The following is a 13352-nucleotide window of genomic DNA, read 5'->3' as shown; positions in this document are numbered from 1 at the left end:
TTTAAAACTACCAGCAAAAGGGGGCGTTGGTTAAATCTCATTTTTTGATTTTGATATGCGTAAATGGGCAAAGCAGGGGGAAATGACGGCATGCAAGGGAAACGATTGCGTTAAACACGCTTTTTTTGCCTTTAATCAATTCCAATTGCTGAGGGGATACCGGATAATACGCCCCCGGTCGACAGGCCTATCCAAATTCATTGAAGTTGCTGCTGGTAATGCTGCTACAGGTGGGCATTATGCAGAACACCGACACGCCGTAATCCCGTCCCTGGGGGCTCGCAATCGCGCATCCATGCGCTCAACGGTCGGTTAACCTGCATAATGCCCACCCGCCTTAGGCTTCAGAGGTGCGGTATGAAAAGGCAATTAGCATCGTAGCGGCTTCAAGTCAGCAGGATATCACCGGGAAATCAGGAGAGTACATGTACTACCCCATCGTCAGGAAAGCCTTGTTCCAGCTCGATCCCGAGCGCGCACACGAATTGACCTTCAGTCAACTGCGCCGGATTACCGGCACCCCCCTAGAATTTCTTATCCGTCAGTCGGTGCCGAGCAAGCCGGTGAGCTGCATGGGGCTCTCTTTTAGCAACCCGTTAGGTTTGGCTGCCGGTCTGGATAAAGACGGCGAGTGCATCGATGCCTTTGGCGCGATGGGCTTTGGCTTTGTTGAGGTGGGAACCGTTACGCCACGTCCGCAAGCGGGCAATGATAAACCGCGCCTGTTCCGCCTGGTCCCGGCCGAGGGGCTGATCAACCGCATGGGGTTCAATAACCATGGCGTAGACAATCTGGTTGAAAACGTTAAGAAATCCCATTTTGGCGGCGTGTTGGGGATCAATATCGGCAAGAATAAAGATACGCCGGTCGAGCAGGGCAAAGACGATTATCTGATCTGTATGGATAAGGTTTATCCGTATGCTGGCTATATCGCGATTAATATCTCATCACCCAATACTCCGGGATTACGATCCCTACAGTATGGCGAAGCGCTGGACGATCTGCTGGCGGCGATTAAAAATAAGCAGGCTGAACTGCACGCTCGCCATCATAAATATGTGCCGGTGGCGGTAAAGATCGCGCCGGATCTTTCAGAAGAAGAACTGATCCAAATAGCAGACAGTTTAGTGCGCCATAATATTGATGGCGTCATCGCTACCAATACCACCCTCGATCGTAAACTGGTTCAGGGGCTGAATTACTGCGATCAGGCAGGGGGATTAAGTGGCCGTCCGGTACAGTTACGCAGCACCGAAGTGATCCGTCGTCTATCGCAAGAGTTGCAAGGGCGCTTGCCGATTATCGGCGTGGGCGGAATTGATTCCCTGACGGCGGCGCGGGAAAAAATGGAGGCCGGGGCATCCCTGGTGCAAATTTATTCCGGTTTTATCTTCCATGGACCGCGTTTGATTAAAGATATCGTTACCCATATCTAATATTTTGCCTTTCATTTTCGACCGGGGGTTTATTTCTGCCCCCGGCTCGTCTATATTTTGTTCGGTAGCGGAATTATCCGATGTTTAAGCAACTTTTCTGGTGATAAAGTCGCCTTTTGCGTAATAGCGTGTTGGCATGTGGTGAGAAGGATAAGCAATGAAGATAAAACCTGACGACAATTGGCGTTGGTATTTTGACGCTGAACACGATCGACTGATGCTCGATTTAGCCAATGGTATGATCTTCCGTTCACGCTTTCCGGCAAAAATGCTCACCCCGGACGCCTTCGCTGAATGTGCATTCTGTGTCGATGATGCAGCGCTGTATTTTGATTATGAAGAGCAGTGCAAACAGATAAAGCTCAGCCATGAACAACGTGCCGAGTTGGTATTAAATGCGCTGGTTGCCTTTCGCTTTCTTAAACCTCTGATGCCCAAGAGCTGGCATTTTGCTCAGCAGCACTACCCGCTACGCCCTAAAAATGGCGAGTTGGCGGCGGTGAAGGTGATGGATAGCGGTGTCGAGGCACGTCTGCTGGTGGTTGAAGCCGGGGATAATGCCAGCCTGTGCCTGCTGGCACAAAATCAGCTGTCGCTGGCTGGGCGCACCATGGTGCTGGGGGATGCGATCAAAGTCATGCACGATCGCCTGAAACCTTGCGCTACGGATGAACTTTCTGCCCCGGCTTACGACAGGGCAGTCTAGGCAGACTAGGCCAGTTTCAAATTGCTCTTGGGAATGCAGCTGCAAGCCAGGATGGTGCCGTTGGCGGCCACCGCACTTTTCTTCAGCGGCGCGACCTCGCCCTCAACCAGCGTCATCTTGCAACTACCGCACAGGCCGGCCCGGCAGGAGTAAGGAATGCGGATGCCTTGCTGCTCCAACTGCTCCAACAAGATCTGCTGGTTATTACCGGCAAACTCCTTCCCTTCATACTCGATGGTTACGCTGGTCGTACTGTCCTGCGGTGCCTGCAAGCTTTCGACCACTTTGCCTGCCCCATAAGGCCGTGGCGGTTTGGTTGACAGTACTTCCACACTATCGCCGACGCGGATAATTCCGCTGTTGCGGGCAATCATGTTTTGACCAAAGTCGACGTCGCCATTATCGCCAGTGCGGAACTGTTGCAGCGTGCTTAACGGCTCACCGTTGGGATGTTTGCGGCCACGCTCGATGCTGACCGTGGTCAAGACGCAACGGCTGCAAGGTTTAACCAGGTCGAACATCACGTTACCGACGCGGATCACCTGCCAGCCATCTTCTGCCCAGGCCGGACTGCCGGTCACCACCAGGTTCGGGCGGAACTGCTCCAGCCTGATGCTGCTTGGGCAACGCTGTTGCAGATCCTGGAACGAGGCTTCATTAATCAGCAGATAGGGATAGCCATCGGCAAAGGAGAGGGGAATTTCCGGATGTTTTTTTACCCGACGGGTTAATTCAGGCCCCAGCCAGCGTAGCTGTACCTCGCGTTGAAAATACCCGCTCAGCCAACTATTGATTTCTGCCGGTGCGATCAGCGCGGTGAAATGGTTGCCCCATACCTCGGTCGGCTGTGCCTGCGGCGCAAAATCAATGAAGCGGATCGCCGCGCTGTCACCGTCCGGTGCGGTCAGGAACAGGCCATCGGCTAACAACGCTGGGGTAAACAGCACCATCTGCGGATATTGGCGGGCGGTGATAAAGGTCCCATCCGGCTCGGTGATCATAAAACTACGGTCAAAAGCCAGGCCATGGCTGGCAACCTGAGCGTGAGAAAGCTGTAAACCCCGTAGAGATTTGACCGGATGAACGTAAAGTCGGGAAAGCGTGATCACCCCTGCCTCCGTGCGATAAATGAAATAGAAGGGAGCAACTTTATGACAAGCGGTCTGGATTAGCTATAATGCGCAACAATTTTCTTTTTGGTGATAAGCACGATATGAACACTCTGTTTGCCAGCACGGCGCGTGGACTGGAAGAACTGTTAAAAAGCGAACTCGAGCGGCTTGGCGCTCACTCCTGCAAAGTCGTGCAGGGTGGAGTACATTTTCAGGGTGACGATCGTCTTCTGTACCAAAGCTTGCTCTGGAGCCGCTTGGCTTCGCGTATTCTGCTGCCGCTGAATGAGTTCCGTGTGCACAGCGATCTGGATCTGTACCTTGGTGTGCAGGCCATTGACTGGCCATCGATCTTTGGCCTGGATAAAACCTTCGCCGTGCACTTCAGCGGCCTCAATGAAGAGATCCGCAATAGCCAATATGGTGCGTTGAAGGTCAAGGACGCCATTGTGGACAGCTTTACACGTAAGCTGAACGATCGGCCAACGGTAGAGAAGCAACAGCCGGACATCCGCGTGAACGTGTTCCTGCAGCGTGATATGGCCAGCGTAGCGCTCGACCTGAGCGGCGAAGGTTTGCACCAGCGTGGCTACCGCGATCTTACCGGCCAGGCTCCGCTGAAGGAAAACCTGGCGGCGGCGATTGTCCAACGTTCTGGCTGGCAGCCAGGCACGCCGATGCTGGATCCGATGTGCGGTTCCGGCACGCTGCTGATCGAAGCGGCGATGATCGCTGCCGATCGTGCGCCTGGTCTGCACCGCCAACATTGGGGCTTTACCGCCTGGAACGGCCATAACGCCGACCTGTGGCGTGAAGTGATCGCCGAAGCGCAAGTCCGTGCAAATCGTGGCCTGCAAGAAACGCCGTCACGCTTCTTCGGCTCGGATATCGATCGTCGCGTTATCGAAATGGCGAAGGGTAACGCCCGTCGCGCTGGTGTGGCCGAATTGATCTCCTTCAACGTGAGTGACGTCAGCAAACTGACCAACCCGCTGCCGGAAGGTCCGGTAGGCACGGTAGTCAGTAACCCGCCATACGGTGAACGCCTTGAGAGCGAACCGGCACTGATTGCGCTGCACAATATGTTAGGGCGCATCATGAAGAGCAACTTTGGCGGCTGGCAGCTTTCGTTGTTCAGCGCCTCACCGGAATTGCTCAGTTGCCTGCAACTGCGTGCCGAGCGCCAGTTCAAGGCGAAAAACGGCCCGCTGGACTGCGTGCAGAAAAACTACCAGCTGGCAGAAAACCCGCAGGGTGCTGGCGGCGTGCAGGTGGCGGAAGACTTTGCCAACCGCCTGCGCAAGAATCTGAAGAAACTGGACAAGTGGGCGAAACAGCAGGGGATCGAATGCTACCGCCTGTATGATGCCGATCTGCCAGACTATAACGTGGCGGTAGACCGCTACGGCAGCAAAGTGGTGGTACAGGAATACGCGCCGCCGAAAACCATCGACGCACAGAAAGCCCGCCAGCGCCTGTTTGACGTGATTAACGCCACGCTAGCGGTGCTGGAGCTGCCTTCGAATCAGCTGATATTGAAAACCCGCGAACGCCAAAAGGGTAAGAATCAGTATGAGAAGCTGGCACAGAAGGGCGAGTTCCTGCTGGTGGCAGAGTTTAATGCCAAACTGTGGGTTAACCTGACGGATTATCTCGATACCGGCTTGTTCCTCGATCACCGCATCGCGCGCCGTATGCTGGGCGAGATGAGCAAAGGTAAAGACTTCCTTAATCTGTTTGCCTATACCGGCACCGCCAGCGTGCATGCCGGGTTGGGGGGCGCACGTAGCACCACCACGGTGGATATGTCGCGCACCTACCTGGAATGGGCAGAGAAGAACCTGCGGGTAAACGGCCTGACCGGCAGACAGCACCGCTTGATCCAGGCAGATTGCCTGTCCTGGTTGCATAATGCCGACGAACAGTTCGACGTGATCTTTATCGATCCGCCGACGTTCTCCAACTCCAAGCGGATGGAGAACACCTTTGACGTACAGCGTGACCATTTGGCGCTGATGAAAGATTTACAACGGATACTGCGCCGTAACGGAACCATCATGTTCTCCAACAACAAACGCGGTTTCCAGATGGATCTGGCGGGTCTGCAAGCACTGGGTCTGGAGGCGAAAGAAATTACCGCCAAGACGCAGTCAGAAGACTTTGCCCGTAACCGTCAGATACACAACTGCTGGCTGGTTACCCACGCCGGCGAAGGAAAATAATTACTATGTCGTTAATCAGCATGTCCGGTGCCTGGCTCTCTTTCAGCGATGCACCTTTGTTAGACAACACCGAAATTCATATTGAAGACAATGAACGCGTCTGTCTGGTTGGGCGCAACGGGGCCGGTAAATCGACCCTGCTGAAGATCCTCGGTAAAGAGATCCCATTGGACGATGGGCGCATCATTTATGAGCAGGATCTGATTGTGGCGCGTTTGCAGCAGGATCCTCCGCGCAATATCGGCGGCACGGTGTTCGACTTTGTGGCCGAAGGCGTAGCCGAGCAAGCGGAACACCTGAAGGCGTATCATGCCATCTCGCATCTGGTGGAACTGGATCCGAGCGAAAAGAACCTGACGCGTATGGCGCAGGTGATGGAGATCCTCGATCACCAGGGCCTGTGGCAGCTAGACAGCCGCATCAGTGAGGTGTTGCTGCAGCTGGGTCTGGACGGCGATGCGGAACTTTCCTCGCTCTCTGGCGGCTGGCTGCGTAAAGCGGCGCTCGGGCGTGCGTTGGTGAGTTCTCCGCGCGTACTACTGCTGGATGAACCGACCAACCACCTGGATATCACCACCATCGACTGGCTGGAAGGGTTCCTGAAAGAGTTCCAGGGCAGCATCGTGTTCATCTCGCACGACCGTTCGTTCATCCGCAATATGGCTACGCGCATTGTCGATCTCGATCGTGGCAAGCTGGTGTCATGGCCGGGCAACTACGAGCTGTACCTGGAAAGCAAAGAAGAAGCGCTGCGGGTTGAAGAACTGCAGAACGCTGAATTTGACCGCAAACTGGCGCAGGAAGAGGTTTGGATCCGTCAGGGCATCAAGGCACGTCGTACGCGTAACGAAGGCCGTGTGCGTGCCCTGAAGGCGCTGCGTAACGAACGTTCAGAACGCCGTGAAGTAATGGGCACCGCCAAGATGCAGGTGGAAGAGGCGGTACGTTCGGGCAAGATCGTGTTCGAAATGGAAGACGTCCATTACCAGGTTGCCGATAAAGTGCTGGTCCGGGGCTTCAGTGCCCAGGTGCAGCGCGGTGATAAAATCGCGTTGATCGGGCCAAACGGCTGTGGCAAAACCACCTTGCTGAAATTGATGCTCGGTCAACTGAAAGCCGACAGCGGGCGAGTGCACTGCGGTACCAAGCTGGAAGTGGCCTATTTTGACCAGCACCGTGCCGAGTTGGATCCAGAGCGCACGGTGATGGACAACCTGGCGGAAGGCAAGCAGGAAGTGATGGTCAATGGCCGCTCGCGCCATGTGCTGGGCTATCTGCAAGACTTCCTGTTCCACCCCAAACGTGCGATGACGCCGGTCAAAGCGCTGTCCGGCGGGGAACGTAACCGTTTGTTGCTGGCCAAGTTATTTCTGAAACCGAGCAATTTACTGATCCTCGATGAACCAACCAACGATCTTGACGTCGAAACGCTCGAACTGTTGGAAGAGATGATCGATAGCTACCAGGGCACCGTGCTGCTGGTGAGCCACGATCGTCAGTTTGTTGATAACTCGGTGACCGAATGCTGGATTTTCGAAGGCAATGGCGTGATCGATACTTACGTTGGGGGTTACTACGATGCTCATCATCAACGAGCCACCGCCAAGCCGATCCGCACGGTAGCCACCAGCCAAACCAAGGCGGCGGCGGAGAAAAAAACCGAGCAGCCCAAGAAGCCAGCGGCCAAACTGAGTTATAACCTGCTACGCGAGCTGGAGCAGTTGCCACAGCGCCTGGAACAGTTGGAAGTGGACATTGAAGCCTTGCAGGCTCAGGTAAGCGACGCAGGCTTCTTCTCCCGCCCGCATAGCGAAACCCAGCAGGTACTGGCCGATCTTGCTGCGGCGGAACAGGCGTTGGAACTAGCCTTCGCCCGTTGGGAAGAGCTGGAAGCAATGAAAAACGGCTGATTGGTAACACATTGCCCGCAAGCTGCTGCTGCGGGCAATTCTGTTGTTTCGACGGCTATGCGGTTAAGGAGGAAAATGGTGTGTTCCCACGAAAGTCATAAGCAGCAGAGTCATGCGATGCATGGCGAACGTCAGCAGGATAACCGGATACTGTGCCCACAATGCGATATGCTGGTGGCGCTGCCGCCGTTGCTATCGGGCTCCAAGGCCGTTTGCCCCCGTTGTAAAACCACGCTCAGCGCCCGCTGGGCAGAACCGCGTAAACAGCCTATTGGCTTTGCCCTCAGCGCGCTATTCATGCTGGTGTTGGCCAATATCTTTCCGTTTATCAATATGCGCGTTGCCGGTCTTGGCAATGAAATCAAACTGATCCAAATTCCACAGGTGATGGTGGCTGAAGACTATGCCAGCATGGCCACGCTGTTTATGGTATTTGTGCAATTGATCCCGGCGTTTTGCATGGTGGCGATCATCCTGTTGTGCGCCAGAGTGCGGCTGCCACGAGTGTGGAAGGTCTGGATGGCCAAGGTGCTGTTCCAGCTAAAGACCTGGTGTATGGTCGAGATCTTCCTGGCTGGCGTGCTGGTCAGTTTCGTCAAGCTGATGGCTTATGGCGATATCGGCATTGGCTCCAGCTTCATTCCTTATTGTCTGTTTTGTCTGTTACAGGTGCGCGCCTTCCAGTGTGTCGATCGTCGCTGGCTATGGCAGGATATTGAACCCGCTCCTTTGATTGAGCAACCCTTACAGGTTGGCCGTACCGGCTTGCGTCAAGGCGTGCGCTCTTGTTCGTGCTGTACGGCCATTCTGCCCGCACAGCAATCCAAATGCCCGCGTTGTCACACGGTGGGCTATGTACGTCGCCGCCACAGCCTGCAATGGACGATGGCGTTATTGGTCACCTCGATCATATTGTATATTCCGGCGATGCTGATGCCGATTATGATCACCGAGGCGTTGGGTAATAAAATGCCTTCCACGGTCATGGCCGGGGTCGTGCTGCTCTGGGGCGAAGGCTCTTATCCGGTGGCAATGGTGATTTTCATTGCCAGTATTATGGTGCCCTCGCTCAAGATGTTGGCGATCGGCTGGCTCTGCCTGGATGCCAATGGCAAAGGCAAGGCCAATGCCGATAGTGAACGCATGCATCTGATTTATGAAGTGGTAGAGTTTGTTGGCCGTTGGTCAATGATCGACGTGTTTGTGATCGCCGTGCTTTCGGCGTTGGTACGTATGGGACAGCTGATGAGTATTTATCCAGACATTGGTGCGCTACTGTTCGCCATGGTGGTCATTCTCACCATGTTTGCTGCTATGACGTTTGATCCCCGTCTAACCTGGGATCGCGCAAATGAAACAATGAAGAAGGAGCCGCAAGGTGACGGAAAGTAATCATGGCGTCGCGGATGTTGAGAAGATCAAGCGCTGGTCGCCGGTGTGGATCATTCCCATTGTCACCGCGTTGATCGGTGCGTGGATCCTGTTTTATCACTTCAGCCATCAAGGGCCGCAGGTGACGTTGGTCACCACCTCCGCCGAAGGGTTGGAAGCCGGTAAAACCAAGATCAAAAGCCGCAGTGTGGATGTCGGAACGGTTGAAACCGTCACCTTGAGCGAGGACTTGAGTAAGGTGCTGGTGCAGGCTCGCCTGAATTCCGGTATGGAAAAGCTGCTGCGAGATGATTCAGCCTTCTGGGTGGTGAAACCCCAGATTGGCCGCGAAGGCGTTTCTGGGTTAGGAACCTTGTTCTCCGGGGCTTATATAGAATTACAGCCGGGCAACAAGGGCAAAGCAGGGAAAGAGGATTATCAGCTGCTGGATTCTCCGCCGTTGGCATCTCCAGACGCCAAAGGGCTGCGCGTCGTACTGGACAGTGATAAGTCCGGTCAATTGAATGCTGGCGATCCGGTGCTGTTCCGCGGCTACCGCGTTGGCACCGTGGAAACCAGCTATTTCGATCCCAAGCTGCGCTCCATGCGCTATCAGCTGTTTATTTCCGCGCCTTACGACCAGTTGATCACTGCTAACGTCCGTTTCTGGAAAGACAGCGGTGTTGCCTTTGATATGTCGGCGCAGGGTATGCGTGTAGAAATGGGATCCTTGGCGACCCTGTTTGGTGGCGGCGTGAGCTTTGATGTGCCAGAAGGTTGGGAGCGTGGCGAACGGGTAAAACAAAAGGCCGAGTTTACCCTGTTCGACAACCAGCGCAATATTCAGGACTCGCTGTACACCGAGCATGTCGATTATCTGGTGTTCTTCTCTGAATCGATCCGTGGCTTGCAGCCAGGGGCGCCAGTCGAGTTCCGTGGTATTCGCCTGGGTACCGTTGGGCAAGTGCCATTCTACAAAGAAGGAATGCTTCAGCGGCTGGATAATGATTTCCGTATTCCAGTGCTGATCCGTATCGAGCCAGAGCGTTTCAGCAAAGAAGTGGGTAAAGAGTTCGACGTGGTGCAGCATTTGAAAGATGCAGAATCACGGGGCATCAGAGCCTCACTGAAATCCGCTAACCTGCTGACCGGAGCGCTGTATATCGATCTGGATTTCTATCCCAATGAGAAGCCGTGGAAAGGGCCGCGCGAGCTGTTTGGTTATCCGCTGTTGCCAACCACTAACGGTGGCCTGGCGCAGATCCAACAGAAGCTGATGCAGACGCTGGACAAGATCAACTCGATGCCGATCAATCCGATGATCAACGAAGCGACCAAAACGCTGGCCGAAAGCCAGAAAACCATGCGTGATACGCAGAAAACCATGCAGTCGCTCAATGACATCATCGGCAGTAAAGAGATGAAGGCATTGCCTGATGATATGCAGAAAACCCTGCAAGAACTTAATCGCAGCATGAAAGGGTTCCAGCCAGGCTCGCCAGCCTACAACAAGATGGTTGGCGATATGCAACGCCTCGATCAGGTGCTGCGTGAGCTGCAACCGGTACTGCGTACCCTGAACGATAAGAGCAACGCCCTGGTATTTGAAGCCGCGGGCAGTGACGACCCTCAGCCGAAAAAGGCCAAAAAATGAACAAATGGATCCCGGTAGTCCTGGCGCTGTTGCTGAGTGCCTGTAGCAGTACGCCAAGCAAGACCTACTATCAGTTGCCGGCGTTGGGAACGCCGGCTCAGGTGAGCGGCACCCCGGCATCGCGCCAGCTGTGGCTGGAACACGTCGGTGTGGCGGATTTCCTGGCGCAGAATGGGGTGGTGTATCAGACCAACGATGTGCAGTTTGTGATTGGGCAAAACAACCTGTGGGCCAGCCCGTTGGATCAGCAGTTGCAACAGACGCTGGTGACCAACCTGGGTAGCGCCTTGCCGGGTTGGGTGGTGTCTTCGCAGCCGATGAGCAGCGATCAGGACGTACTTAACGTCACCATCAGCGGTTTCCATGGCCGCTACGATGGCAAAGCGATCATTCGTGGCGAATGGGTGCTGAACCATCAGGGTAAACTGATCAAACGCCCATTCAACCTGGAACTGAAACAGGGTGAAGATGGCTATGATGCGTTGGTACGTACCTTGGCCCAAGGCTGGTTGCAGGAAGCGCAGGAGATTGCAGCACAGGCGACTCGCCTTTAGTCATAACCTGTAATAAAACAATCTAACCCGATCCCGGTGAGGCCAATCATCAGCCTTGCCGGGATTTTTTTTCGTTTATTATCATAAAATTATAACCAATTCAGTAATATCAGTCAGTTAGCTTTTTCGCCGTGCATAGCTCACAAATATGACAACGGTATGAAATTTGAACATTGATCTTCCCGCCATTTAGGGCTATCTCTTAAAGGTGGCTGTATTCCATGCGGCCATTGTTTTCTTTCCACAGAGTCACAACGAGGGAAACGAGGCATGAAGAGACAGAAAAGAGATCGTCTGGAGCGAGCTGAATCACGTGGTTACCAAGCGGGTATTGCAGGGCGTTCAAGGGAACTTTGTCCCTACCAATCTTTAGACGCCCGGGCTAACTGGCTGGGAGGGTGGCGCAAAGCCATGGAGGACAGGGCTGTGACCGCTTAAGCGGCTCTCTGTCATTGAATTAAGGAACGACCTCCGCCAAACAAGCGGAGGTTTTCGTTTTGAGTGTTAAATTATCCTTCCCAGCGTTTTAGCAAAATACTCGCGTTGACTCCCCCAAAACCAAATCCGTTCGACAGGGCATAGGTGATCGCCATCGGTTGCGCTTTATTCGCTACCAGATGCAAACCGGCGGCAGCAGGATCTGGATTGTCCAGATTCAGGGTGGCCGGAGCGATTTGGTCGCGCAGCGCCAGGGCGGTGAAAATGGTTTCCAGGCCGCCAGCGGCCCCCAGCAGATGGCCGGTGGCCGATTTGGTGGAGGTGATGGCGATGTGCCCATCGGTGCCGAACAGGTGTTTGATGGCGTTGATTTCACCCAGATCGCCAACCGGAGTGGAGGTGGCGTGCGCGTTGAGGTGCTGAACCTGATCGGGCGTGACTCCGGCCTGTTTCAGCGCAATCTTCATCGCCCGATAGGCTCCGTCGCCATCTTCGGCCCCCGACGTCATATGATAAGCATCCGCACTGGTGCCGTAACCGACAATCTCCGCTAACGGCTTGGCACCACGCGCCAACGCATGCTCCAACGTCTCGATCACCAGCATTCCGGCACCTTCACCCATCACAAAGCCGTCGCGGGCACTGTCGAATGGGCGGGATGCTTTGATTGCGCTATCCGCAGGCGTGGTAGACATGGCCCGGGCAGCGGCAAACCCTCCCAGGCTGACGGTATCGATCGCCGCCTCGGTTCCGCCGCATAAGGCAATATCGGCTTCATCATTGCGGATCATTCGCACCGCATCGCCTATGGCCTGCACACCCGCTGCACAGGCGGTAACCGGCGCGCCGATTGGCCCTTTAAACTGATGCTTGATGGAGACATGGCCGGCGGCAAGGTTCACCAAAAAAGAGGGAATGGTGAAAGGAGAGAGGCGTTTCGGTCCGCGGCTATCCGTGGTGCGTACCGCATGAGCGATAGCGGGGAAGCCACCAATGCCGGAAGCGATAACGGTAGCCGTCCGCTCCTGTTTCTCTTCGCTATCGGCACTCCAGCCCGCCTGCTTGATGGCTTCGTCGGCTGCGGCCATCGCCAACAGGATAAAGCGATCCATTTTCTTTTGATCTTTCGGTGCTACGCTCAGATCGGGATTAAAACCGGCAACGGCATCCTGCTCCAGCGTGGGCACCTGGCCGCCGATTTTGACCTGTAACTCTGCCACCATCGGTTCTGGCAGCGGGCTGATGCCTGACTGGCCAGCCAGCAAACGTTGCCAGATCGGCTCTACGCCGCAACCCAAAGGAGAGACGGCCCCCATACCGGTGATAACTATACGACGACTGCTCATAGTGACTCCTTGGATGATTCGCTAAATAAGGCGTAGTGATGCTGCATGAGAGATGCGCGCTGTGACATGGCTTCTCCGGCCGCAGGGCCTGCCGCTAAGGTGATGTGCTGTAGGGCGATAGGCTGCTGGGTTAGTGCATCGATTAATTGCGGTTGTATTGGCTGGCCGCTGCGCCGATCGACCAGTTCCGCAGCGTTGTCCCCCTCAACCAGATGAGTATTTCCCCACTGGAACAGGGTGACCAGCACCGGGAAAAAATCCTTGCCGCGCTCGGTTAACAGATATTGAAAGCGTACTGGGCGGGTTTGATAGCGTTGCTTATACAAAATGCCGCTTTCCACCAGGAATTTCAGCCTGCGCGTCAGCAGCGTGGGGGACAGCCCCAGGCTTTGCTGAAATTCGTCAAATTTGCTCAGGCCATGAAAGGCATCGCGCAGGATCAGGATGCTCCACCATTCCCCAACCTGGCCCAAGGAGCGGGCGATCGGGCAGGGAGTGGTTGCGAAACTGGTCTTTTTCATTGCAGCCCCCTTAGTAGATACATTTATTGTAGTCACTGATTGATAAAAAATGTGCGATTCAGTCATCATGCAAAGGAAATTA

Annotated in this window: 11 protein-coding genes; 8 read left to right on the top strand and 3 right to left on the bottom strand. The window is 54.8% G+C overall.

The window, feature by feature from the left end; genetic code table 11:
- Window positions 1-425: 425 nt before the first annotated feature.
- Window positions 426-1436 carry a quinone-dependent dihydroorotate dehydrogenase gene (gene pyrD, locus ACRDCA_RS13610; RefSeq protein WP_438689986.1) on the top strand — a complete coding sequence of 337 codons (1011 nt, stop codon included), beginning with the start codon at window positions 426-428 and terminating at the stop codon, window positions 1434-1436.
- A 157-nt stretch (window positions 1437-1593) separates the two neighbouring features.
- Window positions 1594-2142 carry a cell division protein ZapC gene (locus ACRDCA_RS13605; protein ID WP_438689985.1) on the top strand — a complete coding sequence of 183 codons (549 nt, stop codon included), beginning with the start codon at window positions 1594-1596 and terminating at the stop codon, window positions 2140-2142.
- Window positions 2143-2147: 5 nt separating this feature from the next.
- On the opposite strand, the gene ACRDCA_RS13600 is transcribed toward ACRDCA_RS13605, so the two are convergent.
- Window positions 2148-3251 carry a YcbX family protein gene (locus ACRDCA_RS13600; RefSeq protein ID WP_438689984.1) on the bottom strand — a complete coding sequence of 368 codons (1104 nt, stop codon included), beginning with the start codon at window positions 3249-3251 and terminating at the stop codon, window positions 2148-2150.
- A gap of 104 nt (window positions 3252-3355) precedes the next feature.
- Here ACRDCA_RS13600 and rlmKL point away from each other — a divergent pair, with 104 nt between their 5' ends.
- The 6 genes from rlmKL (at window position 3356) to rmf (ending at window position 11403) form a co-directional block, all read left to right on the top strand.
- On the top strand, window positions 3356-5476 hold the full coding sequence (gene rlmKL / locus ACRDCA_RS13595) for a bifunctional 23S rRNA (guanine(2069)-N(7))-methyltransferase RlmK/23S rRNA (guanine(2445)-N(2))-methyltransferase RlmL (RefSeq protein WP_438690156.1): 2121 nt from the start codon (window positions 3356-3358) through the stop codon (window positions 5474-5476).
- Window positions 5477-5481: 5 nt separating this feature from the next.
- Window positions 5482-7386: an ABC transporter ATP-binding protein gene (locus ACRDCA_RS13590; protein ID WP_438689983.1), complete on the top strand. Its 1905-nt coding sequence runs from the start codon at window positions 5482-5484 to the stop codon at window positions 7384-7386.
- A 117-nt stretch (window positions 7387-7503) separates the two neighbouring features.
- On the top strand, window positions 7504-8778 hold the full coding sequence (gene pqiA / locus ACRDCA_RS13585; RefSeq protein ID WP_438690155.1) for a membrane integrity-associated transporter subunit PqiA: 1275 nt from the start codon (window positions 7504-7506) through the stop codon (window positions 8776-8778).
- A complete protein-coding gene (gene pqiB / locus ACRDCA_RS13580) occupies window positions 8765-10411 on the top strand; it encodes an intermembrane transport protein PqiB (protein WP_438689982.1) in 1647 nt (548 codons plus the stop codon). The genes pqiA and pqiB overlap by 14 nt, the downstream gene beginning before the upstream one ends.
- On the top strand, window positions 10408-10965 hold the full coding sequence (gene pqiC, locus ACRDCA_RS13575) for a membrane integrity-associated transporter subunit PqiC (RefSeq protein ID WP_438689981.1): 558 nt from the start codon (window positions 10408-10410) through the stop codon (window positions 10963-10965). Before pqiB ends, pqiC begins: the two co-directional genes overlap by 4 nt.
- 270 nt (window positions 10966-11235) lie before the next feature.
- Window positions 11236-11403 carry a ribosome modulation factor gene (gene rmf / locus ACRDCA_RS13570; RefSeq protein ID WP_071680718.1) on the top strand — a complete coding sequence of 56 codons (168 nt, stop codon included), beginning with the start codon at window positions 11236-11238 and terminating at the stop codon, window positions 11401-11403.
- A gap of 71 nt (window positions 11404-11474) precedes the next feature.
- Here rmf and fabF read toward each other — a convergent pair whose 3' ends face one another.
- Both fabF and ACRDCA_RS13560 read right to left on the bottom strand, forming a co-directional pair.
- Complete coding sequence (fabF, locus tag ACRDCA_RS13565; protein WP_438689980.1) at window positions 11475-12749, bottom strand: beta-ketoacyl-ACP synthase II; 1275 nt, start codon at window positions 12747-12749, stop codon at window positions 11475-11477.
- Complete coding sequence (locus ACRDCA_RS13560) at window positions 12746-13270, bottom strand: winged helix-turn-helix transcriptional regulator (protein ID WP_438689979.1); 525 nt, start codon at window positions 13268-13270, stop codon at window positions 12746-12748. The genes fabF and ACRDCA_RS13560 overlap by 4 nt, the downstream gene beginning before the upstream one ends.
- Window positions 13271-13352 lie beyond the last annotated feature (82 nt).

Source organism: Serratia sp. (in: enterobacteria) (genome assembly GCF_051654945.1).
Lineage (GTDB): Bacteria > Pseudomonadota > Gammaproteobacteria > Enterobacterales > Enterobacteriaceae > Chania.
The sequence above is the reverse complement of the archived record's forward strand: the minus strand, read 5'-3'. Positions and strand labels throughout refer to the sequence as shown.